17 protein-coding genes, 1 pseudogene and 1 riboswitch are annotated in these 23050 nt (G+C 38.8%); of the genes and pseudogenes, 9 read left to right on the plus strand and 9 right to left on the minus strand.

All coding sequences use genetic code 11. The annotated features are described in order from the left end of the window. The first annotated feature begins 103 nt into the window (after positions 1-103). On the plus strand, positions 104-1042 hold the full coding sequence (locus PL9214_RS08760; RefSeq protein ID WP_072718366.1) for an NAD-dependent epimerase/dehydratase family protein: 939 nt from the start codon (positions 104-106) through the stop codon (positions 1040-1042). Between the two features lie 168 nt (positions 1043-1210). Here the strand turns inward: PL9214_RS08760 and PL9214_RS08765 are convergent, their stop codons facing one another. The 4 genes from PL9214_RS08765 to purH all read right to left on the minus strand — a co-directional run bounded on the left by PL9214_RS08765 (position 1211) and on the right by purH (position 5602). Next, a complete protein-coding gene (locus PL9214_RS08765; protein ID WP_072718367.1) occupies positions 1211-2644 on the minus strand; it encodes an FAD-binding domain-containing protein in 1434 nt (477 codons plus the stop codon). A gap of 70 nt (positions 2645-2714) precedes the next feature. Beyond that, positions 2715-3269, minus strand: coding sequence for an NUDIX hydrolase (locus PL9214_RS08770; RefSeq protein ID WP_072718368.1), 555 nt, complete (start codon positions 3267-3269; stop codon positions 2715-2717). Between the two features lie 29 nt (positions 3270-3298). After that, a complete protein-coding gene (gene folK / locus PL9214_RS08775) occupies positions 3299-3781 on the minus strand; it encodes a 2-amino-4-hydroxy-6-hydroxymethyldihydropteridine diphosphokinase (RefSeq protein ID WP_072718369.1) in 483 nt (160 codons plus the stop codon). A gap of 273 nt (positions 3782-4054) precedes the next feature. After that, on the minus strand, positions 4055-5602 hold the full coding sequence (gene purH, locus PL9214_RS08780) for a bifunctional phosphoribosylaminoimidazolecarboxamide formyltransferase/IMP cyclohydrolase (RefSeq protein WP_072718370.1): 1548 nt from the start codon (positions 5600-5602) through the stop codon (positions 4055-4057). A 919-nt stretch (positions 5603-6521) separates the two neighbouring features. On the opposite strand from purH, the pseudogene ltrA reads away from it, so the two are divergent. Then, positions 6522-8259: pseudogene (gene ltrA / locus PL9214_RS08790) on the plus strand (group II intron reverse transcriptase/maturase). Positions 8260-8565: 306 nt separating this feature from the next. Then, complete coding sequence (locus tag PL9214_RS08795) at positions 8566-8934, plus strand: response regulator transcription factor (protein WP_072718373.1); 369 nt, start codon at positions 8566-8568, stop codon at positions 8932-8934. 193 nt (positions 8935-9127) lie between these two features. Here the strand turns inward: PL9214_RS08795 and PL9214_RS08800 are convergent, their stop codons facing one another. Next, complete coding sequence (locus tag PL9214_RS08800) at positions 9128-10996, minus strand: chloride channel protein (protein ID WP_072718374.1); 1869 nt, start codon at positions 10994-10996, stop codon at positions 9128-9130. Between the two features lie 527 nt (positions 10997-11523). On the opposite strand from PL9214_RS08800, the gene PL9214_RS08805 reads away from it, so the two are divergent. The 3 genes from PL9214_RS08805 to PL9214_RS08815 all read left to right on the plus strand — a co-directional run bounded on the left by PL9214_RS08805 (position 11524) and on the right by PL9214_RS08815 (position 14181). Continuing rightward, complete coding sequence (locus PL9214_RS08805; protein WP_072718375.1) at positions 11524-11958, plus strand: Hsp20/alpha crystallin family protein; 435 nt, start codon at positions 11524-11526, stop codon at positions 11956-11958. Between the two features lie 249 nt (positions 11959-12207). After that, positions 12208-13428 carry an HhoA/HhoB/HtrA family serine endopeptidase gene (locus PL9214_RS08810; protein WP_072718726.1) on the plus strand — a complete coding sequence of 407 codons (1221 nt, stop codon included), beginning with the start codon at positions 12208-12210 and terminating at the stop codon, positions 13426-13428. 431 nt (positions 13429-13859) lie between these two features. After that, positions 13860-13949, plus strand: a riboswitch (Glutamine riboswitch). A gap of 37 nt (positions 13950-13986) precedes the next feature. After that, entirely contained in the window at positions 13987-14181 is a 195-nt protein-coding gene (locus PL9214_RS08815) for a hypothetical protein (RefSeq protein WP_072718376.1), read from the plus strand. A gap of 191 nt (positions 14182-14372) precedes the next feature. Here PL9214_RS08815 and PL9214_RS08820 read toward each other — a convergent pair whose 3' ends face one another. Further along, positions 14373-15233: an alpha/beta hydrolase gene (locus PL9214_RS08820; RefSeq protein WP_072718377.1), complete on the minus strand. Its 861-nt coding sequence runs from the start codon at positions 15231-15233 to the stop codon at positions 14373-14375. A 691-nt stretch (positions 15234-15924) separates the two neighbouring features. On the opposite strand from PL9214_RS08820, the gene PL9214_RS08825 reads away from it, so the two are divergent. Next, positions 15925-16959, plus strand: coding sequence for a hypothetical protein (locus PL9214_RS08825; RefSeq protein WP_222425215.1), 1035 nt, complete (start codon positions 15925-15927; stop codon positions 16957-16959). A gap of 19 nt (positions 16960-16978) precedes the next feature. Continuing rightward, positions 16979-18385: an MBOAT family O-acyltransferase gene (locus PL9214_RS08830; RefSeq protein WP_083579928.1), complete on the plus strand. Its 1407-nt coding sequence runs from the start codon at positions 16979-16981 to the stop codon at positions 18383-18385. Between the two features lie 187 nt (positions 18386-18572). Here the strand turns inward: PL9214_RS08830 and clpB are convergent, their stop codons facing one another. Further along, a complete protein-coding gene (gene clpB, locus PL9214_RS08835) occupies positions 18573-21425 on the minus strand; it encodes an ATP-dependent chaperone ClpB (RefSeq protein WP_083579929.1) in 2853 nt (950 codons plus the stop codon). Positions 21426-21586: 161 nt separating this feature from the next. Between clpB and PL9214_RS08840 the strand changes: the two genes are divergently transcribed. After that, complete coding sequence (locus PL9214_RS08840) at positions 21587-21958, plus strand: AAA family ATPase (RefSeq protein WP_083579930.1); 372 nt, start codon at positions 21587-21589, stop codon at positions 21956-21958. A 59-nt stretch (positions 21959-22017) separates the two neighbouring features. Here the strand turns inward: PL9214_RS08840 and PL9214_RS08845 are convergent, their stop codons facing one another. Both PL9214_RS08845 and PL9214_RS08850 read right to left on the minus strand, forming a co-directional pair. Next, a complete protein-coding gene (locus PL9214_RS08845) occupies positions 22018-22311 on the minus strand; it encodes a hypothetical protein (RefSeq protein ID WP_072718380.1) in 294 nt (97 codons plus the stop codon). A 324-nt stretch (positions 22312-22635) separates the two neighbouring features. Beyond that, the gene (locus tag PL9214_RS08850; RefSeq protein WP_072718381.1) at positions 22636-22995 is read right to left on the minus strand and encodes a hypothetical protein; all 360 of its coding nucleotides are present in this window, start codon (positions 22993-22995) and stop codon (positions 22636-22638) included. Between the last annotated feature and the right edge of the window lie 55 nt (positions 22996-23050).

Genomic DNA, 23050 nt, shown 5'->3' on the forward strand with positions numbered 1-23050 from the left:
GACGATGGTACCCTTATTCGATATGAATATTAAATAAGAACCCATCAGGATGAGGACTTTTATTCTGCTGGGGGTAAGGATTTAACTGTTTTAGGAAATAGAAATGCGAATTTTAATCATGGGTGGAACCCGATTTATTGGGGTTTATTTAACGAAACTTTTAGTTGAACAAGGGCATGATGTTGTTTTATTTAATCGAGGGAAAAAGCCTGCACCTATTGAAGGCATTCAACAAATTCATGGCGATCGCACCGATGCTGCCCAAATTCAAGACAAATTAGCTCATGAAGAATTTGATGCTATTTTTGATAATAATGGACGAGAACTCAGTGATACCAAACCTTTAGCAGATTTATTCAAAGATCGGGTGAAACATTTTGTGTATATGAGTTCGGCGGGTGTTTATTTAAAATCCGATCAAATGCCTCATATTGAAGGGGATGCTACTGATCCCAAAAGTCGTCATTTAGGCAAATACGAAACCGAGAGTTATTTACAAGCTCAAAATTTACCTTGGACATCCATTCGCCCCACCTATATTTATGGGCCATTAAATTATAATCCCTTAGAATCTTGGTTTTTTGATCGCATTGTTAAAGATCGTCCTATTCCAATTCCTGGGAATGGATTTCATATTACCCAGTTAGGTCATGTGAAAGATTTAGCAACAGCAATGGCGGCGGTTTTAGGCAATGAAAAAGCAATTGGTCAGGTGTATAATGTTTCTGGAGAACGTTATGTTACCTTTGATGGTTTAGCGAAAGCTTGTGCTGTGGCTGCGGGTAAATCCTTAGATTCTCTGCAACTGATTCATTATGATCCTAAACAGTTTGATTTTGGCAAACGTAAAGCGTTCCCGATGCGTGTACAACACTTTTTTGCGGATGTTCATAAAGCCATGCAGGATTTAAACTGGAAACCTGAATTTGATTTAATTTCTGGTTTAAAAGATTCGTTTCAAAATGATTATTTAGCCCGAAAACTCGACCAAGCAGATGTTGATTTTTCAACGGATGATGAGATTATTCAAGCACTACAATGAGAAACCGGGTTTTTGCATAACTCTTGATTGGAAACCAAAAGGTTAGAAGAAAAACCAGGTTTCTGAACCCTAACTAGAATAAGAAACCGGGTTTTTGTAGACAGCTTGGTGAAAAACCAAAAGGTTAGAAGAAAAACCCGGTTTCTGAGTCCTTGGTTTCTGATAACCTTAAAGCTTTTGCTCTTGATACAGTTGTTTAAACAAACGTTGCTGTTGATTATGATCAACAATGGGTTGGGGATAACCGCAGGATTTGCGATCGCGGGGCGATATTTTTCCAGTCACTAATTGGTCTGTTTCTAAAGATCTTAATTCGGGCAACCATTGACGAATATATTCCGCTTCAGAATCGAATTTTTGGGCTTGACTAGCCGGGTTAAAAATCCTTAACGGTTTTGGATCCATTCCACTCGAAGCACTCCATTGCCATCCACCATTATTAGACGCTAAATCCCCATCAATTAAGGTTTGCATAAAATATTTTTCTCCCCATTGCCAATTAATAATTAAATCCTTGGTTAAAAAACTAGCAACGATCATTCGACAACGGTTGTGCATCCAGCCAATTTCCTGAAGTTGTCGCATTGCAGCATCAACAATGGGATATCCCGTTTTTCCCTCACACCACGCTTGAAAATACTGTTCATTATTATGCCAAGGAAAGCTTTTAAAAGGTTCTCGATAGGAGCCTAATTCTAATTCAGGAAAATGATATAAAGCGTGTTGATAAAATTCCCGCCAAGCCAGTTCCTGTTGCCAAGATTGAATCTGATTTCGGGTTTCATCACTGCGACAATTTTCCATCGCTTCTATCGTTTTTTGCCAAATACTTCTAATACTAATTACCCCAAATTTTAACGCCGCACTCAGTTGAGACGTGCCATCAATAGCCGGAAAATTTCGCTGTTCATCATATTCATAAAGAGCGCGATCACAAAATTCCTCTAAACGTTCTTGAGCAGCGATTTCTCCAGGTTCTAAAATTAAAAAATTATCCCAAATAAAGCCTAATTCTTGGGCAGAAGGTACAGGAATAACCCCGATATTTTTGGCTAATTCTTGTTCAGTTTCCGTTAAACCAATTAACGGTTTAGAGAATAGGGGTTGCGGTTTTGCTTTAGGTTTAAGATTCCAATTTCTCCAAAAGGGAGTATAAACTTTATAAGGTTCTTGGGATTGGGTTAAAATTTGATTAGGAGCATGAAGTAACTGATCCCAAGTTGTTTCTGTTCTAATTCCAATAGACTTTAAAGCTTCTGAAACGCTGCGATCGCGGTTTCTAGCAAAGGGTTCAATATCTAAATTAAAATAAACCGCTTTAGCCTTTAATTCTCTGGCTAATTTCGGAATAATTTCTTGAGGTTCTCCCTGTAAAATTAATAATTGACTACCCAGTTTTTTATATTCTTCTTGGAGAAATTGCAAACAGCCGATCATGTAAGTGACTCGAACCGGAGCAATATCATCCCGCTTTAAAAGATTAGGATCTAAACAGAATAAACCAATCACTTTAGAACTGGATTCACAAGCCTTTATTAAGCCTAAATTATCCTGTATTCTCAGATCTCGGCGATGCCAAAATAAAATTAAATCTTCCGACATAGAATTAGATTTCGGTATAGAAACTGATTCTATTTTAACCGAAATCTATCTATATTATTCAGATTTAAGATTAATTTTTGAGATGGGGTTTAGCTAAGAGAAAACTAGAAATGGTTTTAGCATCCACAGGTTCACCGTCTAAAATTGCTTTTTCCAGTTCTTCAGGTGTCATTAATAGCGTATCAATATCTTCATCATCATCTTGTTCTGGGGGCGTTTCTAACTGCTCTAAATCTTGGGCTAAAAACACATAAATAATTTCATCGGAATAACCCGGTGCTAATATAAATTGTCCTAATTTTTGCCAGCGATGAGCACGATATCCGGTTTCTTCTTCGATTTCTCGTTTAACAGTTTCAGCCGGATCTTCATCCGGTTCAACGGTTCCTGCGGGGAATTCTAAAGTGCGTCCTTCTACTGCAAATCGATATTGTTTAACTAAGACTAATTTTCCTTCAGATGTGACAGGAATCACTAACGCTCCACCCGGATGACGAATACATTCCCAATTTCCTTCTACCCCATTGGGAAGGCGTAAATGATTAACATCAAAATTAAATTTTCGTCCTCGATAAAACAGACGATTTTCTAAAATAGTTGGCGGTTCAGATCCGGGTTTTGTCATGATTTTCAAGCAGGTATAAAACAGGATAATCAAAGTTTTTTAACGTCCGAACAATCAACGGTTTCTAACAGTTGAATGATGGTTTTTCCGGTGACAGGATCAACCCAATTCGGTGCTATTTCCGCTAGAGGAACTAAGACAAATGCTCGTTCTCTCATACGAGGATGGGGAATTTCTAACACTGGGGTTTCCCAGATTAAATCATCAAACAAAAGTAAATCTAGGTCAAGGGTTCTTGGCCCCCAACGTTCCCGACGGATGCGTCCGAGTTGGTTTTCAACGGTTAATAGGGTTTCTAAGAGATGCTCCGGTTTGAGTTGAACTTCCAGAATAGCACAACCATTAATATAATCCGGCTGCGGTGGCCCAATCGGGGCGGTTTGATACCAACTTGAACAGGATTTGACTTGAATATCAGGATGATTATTGAGGATAGCTAATGCAACTTCAACATTTTTTTTAGAGTTTCCTAAATTACTTCCTAATGCGATCGCAACGGATGAAACTTTCATTTTATTGTTATTAATAAATCAAGGTTTAATATTGAAACTATGGTGCTACGCTTTAGGGAACAGGGAACAGTAAGAAGCGCCAAAAGCCTTGAAATAAATTTCAGGCTAAAAGCTCAAACCCGTTAAAACGGGTTAAGAAAGACCAGAGTTTAGTCATCTTTAGATGCCGATCGCTTTTAGCCCGAACTTCAGTTCAGGGCATTAATTATTTAAGTTGACACCAATGGGTCTCCCCGCCCTTAAACCTGAAATTTATTTCAAAGTGATTCTGGCTTAATGAACAAAATGACGAATTCCTGTGAATACCATCACTAATCCTAATTCATTTGCGGCATTAATTGAATCTTGATCTCGCAGACTCCCACCCGGTTGTACAATGGCTGTAATTCCTGCTGCGGCTGCGGTGCGAACGGAATCATCAAAGGGGAAAAAGGCATCACTTCCTAAAACGGCTCCCTGAGCATTTTCTCCCGCTTGTTTAAGCGCAATTTCAACGGAGCCAACACGGTTCATTTGTCCGGCTCCAACTCCCAAGGTTGTTTGATTTTTAGTGACAACAATGGCATTCGATTTAACGTGTTTAACTACTTTCCAAGCAAACATTAATTCTGCCAATTCTTCAGGGGTGGGTTGCTTTTCTGTTACCACTTTCCAGTCCGTTGATTGTTCCACGACATCATCGGCACTTTGAACTAAAAATCCTCCTGCAATCTGTTTAATAATTTCCTTTGGCCTTTGAGTAGAATCGGGTAAAATTAACACGCGCAGGTTTGATTTTTTCTTGAGAATTTGAGCCGCTTCCTCATCACAACCCGGAGCAAAAATACATTCTAAAAAGGTTTTGCTTAATGCCTTTGCGGTCTGTGAATCAATGTTCTGATTTAAGGCAACAATTCCCCCAAAGGCTGAAATTGAATCTGCATTAAAGGCTTTTTCATAGGCTGTAACTAACGTATCTGCAATGGCAACTCCACAGGGATTGGTATGTTTTAAAATCGCGGCTGCTGGTTGATCAGGAAACTCACAAATAATTCGTCTGGCTGCTTCTAAATCCACTAAATTATTATAACTTAACGGTTTACCTTGCAAAATTTGACCCGATGTCCAACCCGTCGGTTGAGTTCCGGTTTGATACCAAGCTGCTGCTTGATGGGGATTTTCACCATACCGTAAGGATTGAATTTGAGTTCCGGCTAACACAAAATTTTGGGGTAAAGGGGAATCTTCGCTAAGTTCTTGTTGTTCTAAATAAGCCGCGATCGCTCGATCATAAGCTCCTGTATGTTGAAAGGCTTTTAAAGCGCAATGTTGACGAAATTCAAAAGAAATTTCTCCATTTTTTGTCTGAAATTCTTCTAAATAACTTCCATATTGTTCAGGGTTACATAATACCGTTAAATGGGCATAATTTTTAGCGGATGCTCGCAATAAAGTGGGGCCACCAATATCAATATTTTCAATGGCTTCTGCTAAAGTTACATCGGGTTTAGCAATGGTTTGTTCAAAGGGATAAAGATTGACGACGACTAAATCAATGGGACGAATCTCATGGGTTTCTAATTCAGTCACATCTTGAGGCACATCTCGCCGTGCTAAAATTCCCCCATGAATACGGGGATGGAGGGTTTTTACTCGTCCCCCTAAAATTTCAGGAAATCCCGTATAATCGGAGACTTTTGTAACGGGAAGTCCCGCTTCTTTTAAAGCCATTGCTGTACCGCCACTACTAATTAAATCAAATCCTAATTCTTCAACCAGACTTTTGGCAAACTCAATCAGTCCGCGTTTGTCAGATACACTCAATAAAGCTAAACGCGCCATTCAGAAAAACTCCCAAACTCAAAAAATCAACAGTTTACTATTGTGACACTTCAAGCTCAATTTCTCTTTGCTGTTTCATGATTCCTTCAGACAGAGACGTGATCGTTTTTAACTCAATGACGACCCCGACACCACCCATCTCAAGAACCCAACTCGTAATCAGGGGATGTTTTAAGCGCAGCAACCCGCTAGAATATAAATATGTGTGCGAGACGTTCCTGTCAAAGTCTAGGGATAACACCCAAAACGTAAACAGGGAGATAGGTTCAGACAATTGGTTAAAGGATACCAATCCAACAATAAATCCAATTAAGCCTATCTTAACTTTGAAAATGTGACCTTAAAGGAAGGTCAATCTCGGAGTCAATGGTACGGATTACCAAACCTAAAAGTACGGTAGCCAAACCAAAGAGATTCAGCAATTCCCACAGCACAAGACTGATTATCAAAGTGTTGAAGCTGGGAATAACGGGAAATCGGATATAAGTCAGATATCTAAGAATTTCTCTAGCCAATTGCCCAAGAATAACGAAAGTGAACATCTGGCTTGAACCGTCGTCAATATTAAGCAGCGAAAGTGACTTGATTACGTTACGTTCAAAAGAACAAGGGGAAAAGATAGAAAGCTCAATTGTCTTTCTATAAAAGGTAAGGTTTTGCATATAACACTTATCCAGACTCCCAAAATACCCCGGCGGAAAGGATGATTCTAAAGGCAATAATCCCATTTTCAAGGAACGTTAAAACCCCTCATCTACTCCTACAGAGGTCGAACACTGTTAGGCAGCCACAAATCTAAGGCAAATGTTGTGAGGGCGAAAGATGGAACTCAGAAGCCAAAGCCTAAATGTAATGTTTAGGATACGCTGATAGATTCCGGTTTAGTTGTTAGGTAAGGTTTCAATTAGCAGTAAAAACGGTGAAAACGAGTATAACCAAGACTACGGCTGCATGGAATACTATCAATTGGGCGAAAGTCCAACGGGTAGTATTTAAGCTGCAAAAGAGAATTTACCAGGCATCATTATCGGGACAGAATGCAAAAGCTCGAAAGCTTCAGAAACTTCTAGTCAAGTCATATTATGCCAAACTTATAGCGATTAGAAAGGTAACTCAGGATAATCAAGGGAAGAAAACAGCCGGGGTAGATGGAATAAAATCAATCACACCCAAACAACGGTTAGAACTTGCCCAAAATCTGAGTAAATACCAAAAAGCAAAACCACTCCGAAGGAAATGGATACCCAAACCCAACGGGGAAAAACGCCCACTAGGTATACCAACTATAAACGATAGAGTAAGGCAAGCCTTGGTTAAATTGGCACTAGAACCTCAATGGGAAGCCAGATTTGAGGGTGAAAGCTACGGGTTTAGACCCGGACGGTCAGCCCATGATGCCATGTCACGAATCTTCCAAAGCATCCACAAAGGAGAATACTATATTCTCGATGCTGACATCTCAAAGTGTTTTGACCAGATTAATCATGAATACCTACTGTCCAAAATTGATTGTCCATCAACAATAAAAGCTCAAATCAAACAATGGTTAAAAGCTGGAGTGATGGATAACGACATATTTGAAGCAACAGAGGCAGGCACACCGCAAGGTGGTGTCATCAGTCCTCTACTCGCTAACATCGCATTGGATGGAATGATAAAACTTGTAGAGCAAATATCCCCTAAAAAGAAAGGACGCTCTCAAGCAACAGTCATCAGATATGCCGATGATTTCGTTGTGATAAGCCCACAACTTGAAATTATTCAACAGTGCCAAATTGTCATCGAAGAATGGCTAAAACCCATCGGGTTAGAACTGAAACCAGCTAAAACTCGTATATGTCATACACTGAGAGAAATCGAAGCAAAAGACGAAAAGGTAAAACCAGGATTCGACTTTCTAGGTTGGAATTTCCGACAATATCCAGTTGGTAAACACCATGCTAGGAAAACTGGAGGATACAACTCAAAAGTATTAGGATTCAAAACCCTAATAAAACCTAGCAAGAAGGCAATTAAAGCTCACGCGGATAAAGTGAAAGAAGTGATTAAAACCCACAAAACTGCACCTCAATACGCATTAATCAAACACCTAAATCTGGTCATTAGAGGATGGTGTAACTACCATTCCAAAGTTGTTTCCAAAGAAACATTCTCCTCTTTAGACCATATAACATGGCAAAGATTAAGAGCATGGACAGTCAGTAGATGCGGTAAAGCCAGTTACAAGAAACTGAAAAATTACTTCAGAAAAAACGGTAATAGTGCATGGAGTTTTGAAACCAAAGATGGCTTTAGATTACTTACCCATGCAGAAACACCTATCACCCGTCATGTAACTGTAAGACCTGACGCATCACCTTATGACGGAAACTGGACATATTGGAGTACAAGAAAAGGTACATCCTTTGATGTACCTAAAAGAGTAACAACTTTGCTCAAAAAGCAAAAAGGCAAATGTAACTTCTGTGAACAATATTTTACTCCAGAAGATATTGTAGAAATCGATCATATTCATCCCACAATTTTAGGCGGGAAAAACGAATATAAGAACCTACAATTACTACATCGCCATTGTCACGATATTAAAACGGCTACTGATGGGTCTTACAACTCAATCATAAACCGGATGTTCTGATGATAACAGTCAACTAGACTAGGAGCCGTGTGCGGTGAAAGTCGCAAGCACGGTTCTGAATGGGAGGTGAGGGTTGTAAAGCCCTCATCGACCCCTAATTCCCTCAGTTAGTTCGCTTAATCATGGCGGCAGCTAGAATGCCTACTGCTTTAAGCGATGGGAGCCTATAAAATGGGAGTATAGATACTATCAAATTCACAAAATATAAAAAAATGCAAAGAAACTCTCGAAAATGGGTAGATTTGAGGTAACAATTGGTCACTAACCTTGGTGTAGCCTACGCAGTCTGAGTTGAACTTAAATTTCAAAAGCTGAAAGTATAAAGGATATGACTACAGTCATGATTGTCGATGATAGCATCTCCCTCCGAGAGATGATTGCAGATATGTTGCGTAAAAGTGGCGTGGAGGTAATCTCAGCGGGAGATGGGATGGAAGCCTTAGAAAAAATTGAACAAGTCAAGCATCTGGATTTGGTGGTGTTAGATATTGTCATGCCGAATATGAATGGCTATGAACTTTGCCGCCATATTAAAAAACACCCCAAAACCCAGAATGTCCCTGTAGTAATGTGTTCGAGTAAAAGCGAGGAATTTGATCGCTATTGGGGAATTAAACAGGGGGCTGATGCTTATATCTCAAAACCCTTCCATCCCCAAGAACTCATGAGTACAATCAAACAACTTCTACGCAAGTAAGCCGTTATACTCAACACTGACTGTTGAGAGGGGCTGTGGGCCTTACCCGGTCACAACCCCGTCAAAAACCCTGGCTAGAGGAAATGGAGCCAAATTGCGGTAAAAAAAGATGGGGTAGTATTCGTGAAAAAGCCCCATCAAGTCAAAAAGAGTCCTCAATTTTACCAGTTCTATTTGGAACCTAAAGCGGTGACTACAGATTGGGTAAATACGGTTGCAAGGCGTCTTTAGTAACCGCAATATTACAAGCTAACGCAATTTGTTCTTTTTCAATAATGCCAACAACTTGACGGGGCTGTTCACGAGTCACAACAGGTAACTGGGGTAAATCCCGCGCAGCCATGCGTTCTAAAGCCGCTTTTACAGGTTCATCTTCATAGGCGCAAAGGATTTCGGTTGTACAAACAGCCTTTAATTTTTGCTGTCCTAATGCTAAAGATTCCTCCTGATTTGTCGCTTGAAAAATTGAGCGACGAATATCCGTAACCGTTACTAATCCAGCTAATTGAGAGGTTTCATCTAAGATTAAAGCCGTATGACAATTAAGATGTACCATCACTGAACCTGCCTCTAAAATAGGCATTGAACAAGGAAGAGTTAAATAAGATTGACCCATCACTTCAGAAATCCGAATCGTTTGTAAGACTTCTAACTCATTGGGACGTTCTAAATAAACCCCCATTTGTTGTAAATTTAATCCTGAATCTGATTGATTAGATTGCACCACATCGACAATTAAAACACTCACGCCCACCGCCACCATTAACGGTAAAATAATTAAATAATTTTGCGTCATTTCAAATAACAATAAAATCGCCGTTAATGGCGCTCGCACACTTGCCGCTAATACCGCCGCCATTCCCACCATTGCATAAGCTGCTGGGGGTGCAATATCGGGTAAAAAAGGGTGTAATAAACCCGCTAAGGCTTGCCCATAAGTCGCGCCTAATGTTGCTCCAATAAACATCGCTGGCGCAAAAATTCCCCCGACTAATCCACTCCCTAAACTGACAGAAGTGGCAATGATTTTAAGAATTAATAAAATCATTAATAAATCTAAAGAAAATTGCCCTTCCTCTAATAAAGCTTGAATGGTTCCATAACCAGGCCCTAGAATATGGGGAAATTGAATCGCAATCATCCCGACAAATAATCCCCCTAACATCGGATGAAAGGTGCGAGGAATTTTAGTTAAAAATAGGAAAGCTGGAATTTCGCCTCGAAAACAACGTTGAGCAAATTTAATCGCTTGGGTATAAGCTAAGGAAACAAAACTAGCTAAACACCCTAATCCTAAATAAAGTAATAATTCCCAATTGCTTCGGACTTCATAAAGGGGAGGAGAAAAGGCTGGATGATCACCCAAAACAATCCGAGCAACCACCGAAGAAACCACAGAAGCTAATAATACTAAACCGACACCTGAAGCCGCAAAACTTGTGCCTAAAATCACTTCTAAGGCAAAGAAAACTCCCGCAATCGGTGCATTAAATCCCGCAGCTAATCCGGCGGCGGCTCCGGCTCCTAATAATAACCGATAACGTTCTTTTGAAACTTGAAAAATTTGCCCTAAAATTGCCCCTAAATTCGCCCCTACTTCTACACTCGGCCCTTCCGGCCCCAAGGAAGCTCCTGAACCTAACGAAATCGCCGCAGCTAATAGTTTAATAAAAGGTCTTAAGGGGGAAATAATTTGGATTCTTTGGGTATTAATTAAGGAAGAAATGCCCTCGCCAAAAAATTCTTGATAACGACAGCGAATTAACCCCACAATTAAGCCGCCAAGAGGTGGAATTAAAGCGATTGTCCATAAACCAAAGGGCACCATTAACCCCATAAAATCTTCTAGGGTTAACCGTTGAAATAGTTCCACTAATTTATGGAACATGACCATAACTAATCCCGTTCCCCCGCCAATTAAGAGGGCAAACATTAAAATTAAAAATTGCGGGGGGGGCTGTAAACGGTTTAAGAGGCTGGTTAGGCGGTCAGAAACAGAGACAGAGGCGAGTTCAGTTTGCTGCGGGAGGACGCCCTCATTATTGGGCAGAGTAGTCGTCATTGATAGACCCACAATTATAATAATCTTTATAAAATTTAAAACAAGTTCTAACGTTTGGGAGCATTAAAACCCAAAGAGGGTACTCATCCATAAAGGACAGGGACTCCAAATTTCATCGATTGGATACCCAAGACCATACAGAAAGGACATTCGCTACGGCGTCCGACCTGATGCTGATACCCGTCTTAGGCTTCTAATCTTAACTGTTCCAACTTCATGACTCATCACCCGTTTGAGGTGAAGGAAAAATCAAACACTCCTCTTCCTTCATCTCTTTCAGTCCCAACGATCAGTTCTCAGTTGGACTTGACAATGTTTGCAATCCTATCGTTCGGTTAACCGAGACGATATTTGCTTAAAGTTGCCAATACTTGCTGAATTTTATCGTGAGTACGGCTATTTCCCGTTTTCGATTCGTTAAAACCGAATTATCCCGGCGGCCGAATTCATTATCTTAGAATCAAAAGGCTGCAATCAAGCCTATATAAATAGTGTATCAAATAAAAGCGTTAATGGAGGTAACGATTATGCCGTTAGTCCGTTGGCAACCGTTCCAAGAAATTGATTCTCTACAACGAGAAATGAATCGTTTGTTTGATAGTTTAGCTTTGCCCACCGAAAAAATGGGGATGTCCATCTTTCCTCCGGCGGAACTCCATGAAACACCCGATGCGGTTATCCTGAAACTGGAAGTTCCGGGGATAGATTCCAAAGATTTAGACATCCAAGTCAGTGCTGATGCAGTGGCGATTACCGGAGAACGAAAATCACAAATCCAAACGGAAGAAAAAGGGGTAACTCGAAGTGAATTCCATTATGGAAAATTCCACCGTGTGATTCCACTTCCGACTCGGATTCAAAACACCCAAGTTAAAGCCGACTATCAAGATGGAATTCTCAGCTTAACCTTACCGAAAGCAGAAGAAGAGAAGAACAAAGTCGTTAAGGTAACCTTAAATTAAGGGGGAATTCAAGGATTAGTAATTGTTTAAGGTTTGGCTGGAATCAAGGACAAACAAAAAAGTCGGTAATCTCAGTCGAAATTTAAACGAGATTCGACTATAATAAAAAAACAGGAAAGCGGATTTATGGAAATATTTCCGCTTTTCTTGATCTAAATTACAATCCTAAATTTGAGGATAATAACATTGAATCCAAATGAATCAGAGTCCCAGTCTAAACCTTCAATTGAGATCGTGGAGGATGAATTTATGGGAAAATCCCAACTCCAAAATAAAACCTTTTATCAGATGAGCCGTTATGTTTTGGTTGCTGTTTTCAGCGTCGTCTTAACCTTAACCAGCTTACAATTTTTTCCCAATTTTTTAGGAACTTCTGCCCAAGCTGACCCCATACCAACCCCGACTCAACCCCAACCTGTAGCTGTCGTTCCTAACCCGAATTCTGCCAGAAATTTTGTTGCGGCTGCGGTGAATCGAGTCGGGCCAGCCGTGGTTAGAATTGATACAGAACGGACTGTTTCTGCTAATATTCCAGATCCTTTTTTTGATGATCCTTTTTTCCGGCGTTTCTTTGGGGAAGGAATGCCTCAAACGCCCCAAGAATATCAACAACGGGGACAAGGTTCGGGGTTTATTGTCGATAGTAGTGGGATTATTTTAACCAATTCCCATGTGATCAAAGGAGCCGATAAAGTCACCGTTACCCTCAAAGATGGTCGTCAATTTCAAGGGGAAGTTCGAGGCAGTGATGACCCGTCTGATTTAGCCGTTATTAAAATTAATGGGAATAATTTACCCGTTGCTCCCTTGGGGAATTCCAGTGAAGTTCAAGTGGGAGATTGGGCGATCGCATTAGGAAATCCATTAGGATTAGATAATACCGTAACTTTGGGAATTGTCAGTACCTTAAATCGTCCCAGTTCTCAAGTGGGAATTCCTGATAAACGATTAGATTTTATTCAAACTGATGCGGCAATTAATCCAGGGAATTCTGGAGGGCCGTTATTAAATGATAGAGGGGAAGTGATTGGAATTAATACCGCTATTCGCGCCGATGGTCAAGGTATTGGATTTGCCATTCCCATTGATGCTGCAAAAAGCATTCAAGCTGCGTTAGTGCGAGGGGAAAAAATCGCCCATCCCTATATTGGCATTCGCATGGCAACCTTAACGGCGGATATGGCAAAACAACTCAATCAAGACCCTAATTCTTTAATGTTAATTCCTGAAGTGAATGGGGTATTAGTCGTACAAATTATGCCCAATAGTCCAGCAGCCAATGTGGGTTTACGTCGGGGGGATGTGATTACAGAAATTGATGGACAAGCCATTACCAGTGCTGACCAATTACAACGTTTAGTCGAAAAAAGCAAAATTGGTCAGCCCCTAAAAATCACCCTCCATCGCGGACAAAAAACCGAACAAATTTCAGTGCGTCCCGGTCAATTGAATGAAGAAGCACTGCGGTAAACTGTAGGTTTTGAAGATAGGTATCGCCCCTCCGACAGAAAAAAATGCACTCTTCCTGAATCCAGTTGCAGGAAGGGTGCATTTGTCAGGAGAAAACCTAAAAAATTAATAAAAATTTAAACAATCAGGAAAGTTCAAACTTATAGCTTAGACCCGAATTAACGTGATGATTGATGAAATCTGAATCTGAGACTTTTCTAGGCTTCGGAGCCGTGTTATTCTTGGGTTTGTCTATTAGCAAAGCCGGTCTTCCTAATTATAACCAATTTATTCGGTTTTGAACCAGAAGATCGGTCACAGGACAGATGTAATGGTCAAGATAGGGGTTAAGAAAAAAAACCGATCAAAAAACGTATAAGAATTATGTAAAACTAGCATAAGCTAATTTGATATTAACCCGTTTTGGCGCTAAAATCAAAGAGAGTAGTGAAATCGTTCATCTTTTGGTAGTCTTCTAATCCTCGAATATCAAAAAGACTACTAGAAGACGGAAGTAGGGAGTTCTCCCGAAGGAACGCGCCTGTTTTCACTGCGAGTTGAAACAGGAGGCGAAAAACCATGACTTTGAGTAAAGAACGTGTGCGCGAAACTTCCGCATCGGATATTCCGACCAGTGAAAGTTTCGATTTTGATTTGTGGGCAATAAAAGTGAAACGTCAGCTAATTGCGGCTCTCAATCACCAACTGGCTCCCGAACTTTCTCAGAACGACGCTCAAACAACCTCTTCCCCATTATCAGGAATTAAAGGTTGAGGAAAATAGCTAATCCCAATTAATCGGGTTTTATCCTATTTTCTAATTCAATAATATTATTTGTAGGGGCGACAAATGAGTCGCCCTTACCTGTATTAAGACTGGTTATTTATCCACCCTAGGACTAAGGATGGTAAACTCTTTCTATTACCTATCTATTACCTGTTCCCTGTTCCCTACTCCCTACTATATCAAGTCAGAAATTGTTCGACGGTTTGCCAATATTGTTCCCCTCCCACCTGTCTAACATTATTATGGCCTGCACCGGAAACAATTAACAGTTGTTTGGGTTCTATTGCTGCGGTAAATAAAGCTTCAGTCATAGACTGAGGAATTAACTCATCTTCTGTTCCATGAGTAAATAATATCGGCATTTTTAAAATTGGAACTTTAGCCAGAGAATCAAATCGTTGAGTTAAAATTAAATTAATTGGAAACATCCAATATTTCTTTTTATAATTAACCATTTGCCGAATATTAGTAAAAGAGCTTTCAATAATTAATCCAGCTATTTCTGGATGGTTGGAGGCTAAATTAATCGCGATCGCTCCTCCTAAAGAATGACCAAAAACATAAATATTGTGAGGATTAAATTGACGTTCATTTACTAAATAATTCCAAGCCACTTCTACATCCTCATAAACCGTTTTTTCCGAGGGAAAGCGATCTGTACTGCGTCCATAGCCTCGATATTCTACTAATAAAACTGATAATCCCATTTGGTTAAATTGTTTAGCATAACCCACATTTGCTCCAATATTATTACGGTTTCCATGTAAATCAATAATCACTTTTTCTGAATTAAATTTACTAGGAACCCACCAGCAATGCACTATTTCTACTTTTCCAGAAGGGATAGGAATTTTTAACTCAATATTTTCATACGTTAAACCCACATCATCCGGGGTGATGGAAATAAGACGAGAGGGGAAAAAAATAAATCGAGTTTGTCGAAAAAACAGGAATAAACAAGCACAAAAATATGCGATCGCACCAATAACTAAAACAATTAATCCCAATTTAAACAGAGCCGTTAAAATAATATTTAACATGGTTTTATCCCCTCACTTTTTGATGAGATTTTCTTTTTTAAATCTCTATTCCCTGTCTTAAAAAAAGGTTAAAAAGATAAAAGAAAACTTCCTTTCCACACAACTTTATTCTTTACGGTTTAAATCAAGCCATTTCCGTTTAATTTCAGGAAATTTCCTACAATGATCCACCAAGGGTTATTTGTTTCTATAATGACAAGACAGAGTATCAACGATATTGTGTAGTAAATTGGGGTCAAATTTAAGGACAATATATCTTTTGTTGCTATAGCGGTGACTCCCCGATAAGTAGAATAAGAAAAGAAACAGATTGAATAGCTAAAAAGCATGCAGAGTAAGCTGTTCAGCATTTTAGGTTTAATCAAGTCGAGCGACTTATCCCCATAGCTGTCACTCTCCGAAAATCTTTGCCATTTCTAAACTCCAGAGCTTTTGTATAGGAAGCAAGTACCCCTAGTTTGGAATAATAACTTTTATAACTTTTGTGGGTTTTGTAGTCGTATGAGGTAGTATTGATCCTACAGAAGACAATCTTCTTTTTAAACCTACATTACTTGATTATAGCTCAACTTGTATTGAAGATTTAAGATTTATGTTACTGAGTGTCCGTCACAAGTTTAAGTACCTTGTTCATCGTTGGAAAAAATTGAATTTCGTGAGATTATTATTAATTGGTTTTATATCCTTCCTCTTGACGTCTGTATTGCTCTATCAAATCGCACCTGCACCTGAAATCCCAATCATCAGCGAAAAATTTAGGAAATTTGAAGAACATAAAAACGACTACAATACGCTTTTTTTTGGCTCAAGCCGAATTTATCGTCATATTATTCCTCGTGTTTTTGATCGGCAAATGGCATCTAAAGGGTATAATATTAAATCCTATAATTTAGGAGTTTCCGGCATGAATTTTGCAGAAACCTATTTTTTTATTCAACAAATTTTAGAAACTAAACCCATGAATATTAAATGGGTTTTTATAGAGATTCCTGATTTTAATCTCAATATTGCCGATGAAAATTTGAAAACAAATCGAGTCATCTATTGGCATACACTCAAACATACTTTATGGATATATCGATTCATTTTCAAAGCTGATTTTTCCGTGAGAACAAAGCTTCTGCTCATCCAAGAACACACGATTCCTTTAATTCATAATCTATTTAATATCAGTAAAGCTGATCCCATGATCCGAAGTTTTATCCTCAGCCAAACTGATCAAAACCCTTATTTAATCCGAGAAACAGATCAACGAGATTATAGTTCCCCACAGGAAGATGGATATTTAGCTTTAGATGATGAGGATAAAAAATATACTCATTTTGTGAAGCGAAATCAAGATTATTTATCTCATCTAAAATCGTATCAAAACAATGTTTTAAAATTCATTGAAAATGAGAAAAAAAGTAATAATGGATCTTCCCTTAACACTCTTGAGATTAGAACGATAGAAGATATAACTCAACTGATTGTAAAAATTGATGCACAGCCTATTTTAATTATTAGTCCAATTTTATCTAACCAAGATAAATTTATTATCGCTTCCAAACAAGGACAAATTCCTCCATTAATTTCTTTTAATAATCCAATAAAATATCCTGAACTCTATGAGCCTAAGAATCGATTTGATAGCGATCACCTCAATCAAGCAGGAGCGCACAAATTTACTACAATTCTAGCTGAGCAATTTGCTACCTATCTCAATTCTCAATTAAAAAAAGATTAAACCATAAAATATACAAACTATGTTATTTACAGAATTTCGGTTTATTATCTTCTTCATTATTATTTTTACAACTTATTGGACTTTAAAGAAAAATCAACATCGAAAAATATTTTTACTGCTTTGCAGTTACATTTTCTATGGAGCGTGGAATTGGCGATTTTTATCATTAATTTTGATTTCTACCTTTATTGATTATTGGGTAGGTATTTATCTATCAAAAACACAAGATAATTCCTTTAAAAAAAAATGGTTAATTTTTAGCTTAATCACAAATTTAGGAATTTTAGGGTTATTTAAGTATTTTAATTTTTTTACGGTTTCAGCTTCTCAATTTTTTAACTTTTTAGGACTACCTCTTGATTTTCCAACGCTTCACTTGATTCTTCCTGTTGGAATCAGCTTTTATACCTTTCAAAGCCTGAGTTATTCTATTGATGTCTATCAGGGAAAACTAAAAGCGGTCAACAATATTTTAGATTTTGCTTTGTTTGTAAGTTTCTTTCCGCAATTAGTGGCTGGGCCAATTGTCAGAGCGAGTAGCTTTTTACCTCAGTTAGAGACATCTCGAAAATTTGAACAGATCCCTTTTAAAAATTGTTTTATTCTATTTTTAATTGGATTTATTAAAAAAGCTTGTATTTCTGATCGCATTTCACCCATTGTAGATCAATTTTTTGATGCTCCAGAAACCTATACAGCCTTTAGTGCCTGGCTAGGTGTGTTGTTATATACAGTGCAAATTTATTGTGATTTTTCAGGTTATACAGACATGGCAATTGCTACAGCTAAATTACTGGGTTATGAACTTTGTATCAACTTTAATTTTCCTTACTTCGCTTCAAATATGAGTGATTTTTGGCGACGTTGGCATATTAGTTTATCAACTTGGTTACGAGACTATCTTTATATTCCATTAGGTGGAAATCGAGGTGGAAAATTAACAACTTACCGAAATTTAATGGCAACTATGGTATTAGGAGGATTATGGCATGGTGCTGGTTGGAATTTTGTGATTTGGGGTACTTTACATGGAATTGCATTAGTTATACACCGCGAATGGTCAGCTTATAAGCTTCAATTTTATGCCCTAAATCAGATTCTTAAAATAATTAGTCCTTTATTAACATTTTATTGGGTTTGTGTCGCCTGGATTTTCTTCCGTTCTGTTAATTTGAAAACAGCTTTAGTAACTTTTAATTCATTTGTTTTATTTCAATCATCGGGAAACAAAACCCTCAGCTTTAATTTAGTTTGGCTTCTGCTCGGTTTAACTATTATTCACTATGCAACGTATAAACACTGGTTCAACTACAAATTAGAAAAACTTCCTAACAGTATATTTGCTATGTTGTATGGGGTAGCTGTAGCTGTTGTGTTGATGTTTGTTGCTTCACAATATTCTGCTTTTATTTACTTTCAATTTTAAGACTTACACAAAAATCGAATTTCTTATCCTTTTTGCGTAAGCCTTGAATTTTCCAAGTCAACCTAACCTATAATCTAAGATGAAATCTTTATAGGAAAGAAGCCTCCGAAAAGTCAGGAGTATACTCATCATTAGATTGTCTTAATCAATCCTTGTTAAAATTAACCAGTAAACCCCAATCCTCAAACTACTCATCCTTCACAGGTTCAACCGTAATAATATCATCCCCCTCTGGACTTTTAGAGGTGTTTAAAATCACAGGTTGAACATCCATTTCTAACGGATCAGATTGTGTTTTTTTCCGCATGGGTTGAACATTCATTACTAACGGTTCTTCTTTCTTTTTAGGAGTTAAAGGTTGATGATTAAAAACTAATTTTTCATGGTCGCAATCCACATAAATTGTATCTCCTGTGATGAATTCTTGCTCTAGTAATAAATTAGCAATATGATTCTCTAATTCCCGTTGAATGGCTCGTTTTAACGGTCTAGCTCCATACACTGGGTCATAACCAATATCTGCTAAATAATTTAAGGTCGCAGGCGATAATTCAATGGATATTTTTTGATCTGATAATAACCGTTGAATCCGCTTAACTTGAATCGCAACAATATGACGTAATTCCCCTTTACTTAACGAATGGAATAGAATTGTATCATCCACCCGATTTAAAAATTCGGGGCGAAAATGCGATCGCAATGCTCCCATTACCCGCTTTACCATTTCCTCATAACGAGATTCATCTCCCGCCACATCTAAAATATGTTCACCCCCGATATTACTGGTCATCACAATTACGGTATTTCTAAAATCAATAGTTCTTCCTTGGGAGTCGGTAATTCTGCCATCATCTAATACCTGTAATAAAATATTAAACACATCAGGATGGGCTTTTTCCACTTCATCAAATAAAATCACCGAATAGGGATGACGTCGCACCGCTTCCGACAGTTGACCGCCTTCGTCATATCCCACATACCCCGGAGGTGCCCCGACTAACCGGGAAACGGCGTGTTTTTCCATGTATTCGGACATATCAATCCGAACAATAGACTCTTCACTATCAAATAAAAACTCCGCTAACGCTTTAGCTAACTCGGTTTTTCCCACCCCCGTTGGCCCCATAAACAGGAAAGACCCAATGGGACGCCCCGGATCTTTCATTCCCGCCCGTGCCCGTCGAATGGCGGCTGCAACGGCTGAAACCGCTTCCTGTTGTCCGATCACCCGTTGATGTAAATGACTCTCTAAGCGCAGTAATTTTTGCCGTTCTGACTCCAATAAACGGTTAACTGGTATCCCCGTCCATTTCGCAATAATCGCGGCGATATCGGCTTCTGTGACCTCCTCCCGCAACATGGAAGATCCCTGAGATTGTAACTTGACTAATTCCGCTTCTTTCGCTTCCCGTTCTTGATGTGAAATTTCTAATTGACCATATTTTAATTGGGCGGCTTTGTTGAGATCATAAGCTCGTTCGGCTTGTTCGATTTGAACTCGTAATTGTTCTTCTTCTTCCTTCAGTTTATTAATACTATCTAACAGTTGTTTTTCCCCTTGCCATTGGGAAGCCAGTTTTTCTTGTTTAGTTTTTAAGGTTTCAATTTCTTCTTTAATTCGGTCTAAACGAATAGCAACTCCTCCATCATTTCTCCGCTTGCTTTCTCCATTACTTAAATTTTCTCCTTCAATGGATAATTTTTCCATTTCTAACTGCATCACCCGCCGATCAATTTGTTCTAATTCAACAGGTTTTGAGGTAATTTCCATCTTTAATTGGGCTGCGGCTTCATCAACAACATCAATGGCTTTATCCGGTAAAAAGCGATCGCTAATATATCGACTCGATAACATTGCCGCCGCCACTAACGCACTATCGGTAATTTTGACTCCATGATGGCGTTCATAACGGTCTTTTAATCCCCTTAAAATCGATATCGTATCTTCAGGAGAAGGTTGATCAACATAAACTTGTTGAAACCGTCGTTCTAAAGCTGGATCTTTTTCAATATGTTTGCGATATTCATCAACGGTTGAAGCGCCAATACAACGCAATTCTCCCCGTGCTAACATCGGTTTGAGTAAATTACTGGCATCCATTCCCGATGAACCACTTCCCGAACCTGCACCCACAACGGTATGTAATTCATCAATAAATAATACAATTTGTCCTTCGGAATGGGTAACTTCTCGTAATACCGATCGCAATCTTTCTTCAAATTCTCCTCGATATTTTGCTCCCGCAATTAAACTTCCCATATCCAAGGAAATTAACTGACGATTTTTTAACGATTCTGGCACATCTCCATTCACAATTCGTTGAGCTAAACCTTCTGCAATTGCGGTTTTTCCCACTCCTGGTTCACCAATTAAAACCGGATTATTTTTCGTTCTGCGAGATAAACAACTGACCACCCGACGCACTTCTTCATCTCGCCCAATAACCGGATCAAGTTTTCCGGCTTTGGCGAGTTCCGTTAAATCTTTACCATATTTTTTTAACGCTTCATAACTGGTTTCTGGGCTTTGGGTTTCAACTTTAGAACTTCCCCGAATGGCTTTAATGGCTTCTTCCAGTTTCGGACGGATAGAAGGGGGACGACTGGGGCGGTCATACCCTGGACGTCCGGGGCGTTGGGTAGTCGGTTGTTCTCCGGCTAAGAGTTTACGGCCAATGCGATCATCTTCGGAGAAGGCGAGGATTAAATGTTCTACGGAGATAAAACTATCTTGTAGCACCTGACGAGCTTCTTCCGCCTTATCTAAGAGGATATCGAGGCTTTGTCCTAAATATAAATGTTCAATACGTCCGACTTTGGGTTGACGTTTGGTAAAGGCATCTAACTGTTGGCCTAAAATATCCGTATCCACTCCCGCCCGACTCAGGAGACTGGTGGCGAGTCCATTTTGTTCAAGCAGGGCGGTGATCAGGTGTTCGACTTCTAAATTCTGATTTTGAAAACGACGCGCTACATCCTGGGACTTGACAACGGCTTCCCAGGCTTTATCTGTAAATTTACTTGGATCGGTTGGTTGCATCGTTGCTGCTTATCAATAAAGGGTAAGAAATAATGATCACTATACTGCCCCCATTTTAACTATATTTGGGTGCAATCTGTTAATCAATGTAGGATGATGGAGAAAGGGCGATCACGTCTATAGCATAAAAACTTTCGTAAATCCGGTGGAGTAATTTTAAAATGATCCAAAGGCTATATATCCATAACTTTAGATGCTTAGAAAATTTTGAACTGAGCTTAAAGGATCTGCCATCGGCTTTATTAATTGGTAAAAATGGAGTAGGTAAATCAACCATTTCTGATGTATTACAAATCTTTCAATCTATTGGTCGAGGAAAGAATAGAGTTCGTGATTTAGTTAAACCCAAGGGTTTTGCTCGTGGTCGCTCTGATGTGCCAATCCGCTTAGAAATAGAAGTATTACTTCAGGAAAAATTATATCAATATATTTTAGCTTTTGAGTTACCGAAAAATTTTAAAGGACTTCGAGTTTCTGAAGAAAAACTATTAGTGACAGGAGAGCCAATTTATTCTCGAACTCAGGCACAATAATAAAATATTAGTAGCGATTAAAATCCTTTTTTGCTTATATTTTTTAAATAGTTCATCTATCAAAACTCTCGAATTTTCATGGATTCTACTTCTCCGGTTTCAGCATTAATTTTAAATATTTTATATTCTCTGTCATATTGAGGAACTTCTTGCAGTGGATTATTAGAATTTACACAATCAAACCCTAATGTAATTAACCAAAATTGTTTATCCTCAGATAATTCAACTTCTTCTAATCTTAAACTTTGGATAGAAGAATCTATCATATCCTGTAAATTATTAAAGTATTTTTGTGCTAAACCAACCGCAGCACGAACATCAATTTTAGGTAAATTTTTAACTGATGATTCCATATTTTTTCCTTCAATGGGTTGAAATGATATCCTAATTAAAAATTATATCCCCTCAGTAAAGATATGATATACCACGTTTCTATCCAGGGGAATAGGGATTCCTTGTTTCTAGGTTCTACCTAGAAATGCTTCTCCTGTGGCTCTGCCACCCATATAATAATAGAGGCAGAGCCTCAATAGGGTATTCCCAGGCGGGAGCCTGGGAACAAGAAAAGCGAGTTAACGATCTTTTAGAAGAGTTAATAGAGGCAGAGCCTCAGTATAGTATTCCCAGGCGGGAGCCTGAGAACCAGAAAATAGCAAAACTTAAGCCAGAAATCCGGTTCATTGGAGGGGTTGGTGGGGTTTTAAAGCCTCAAAAATAACCGATAACAGACGTTTCTGAATGGCGGGAGTTCTCAACACTTTTTTGTCCGCAGAAAACGGCTGCAACCCTAGCAAAACGACATCATATTTAGTTCCAATCTCCAACCCACTCGCCTCAAAAATCGGTTCGTATTCAGCAGGAACTGGGATATTTTCAATCCAATATTCACCGTGAATGGTTTGACTGTCAAAAAACGCGATGCCGAGATTACTTTCTTTGTAGCGAAAAAACTTAATTTTTCGGACTTGGCGTTCCTTGGCTCCGACCAAATCTGATACCAGATCGGCGGCTCCGAATATTTTATTCAGATCGAACATAAGTTAAACCCTCTATAGTCGTCGGTTAATACTAAGTAGCGATCGCATACTGCTA

Source organism: Planktothrix tepida PCC 9214, assembly GCF_900009145.1.
In the GTDB taxonomy this organism is placed as follows: Bacteria; Cyanobacteriota; Cyanobacteriia; order Cyanobacteriales; family Microcoleaceae; genus Planktothrix; species Planktothrix tepida.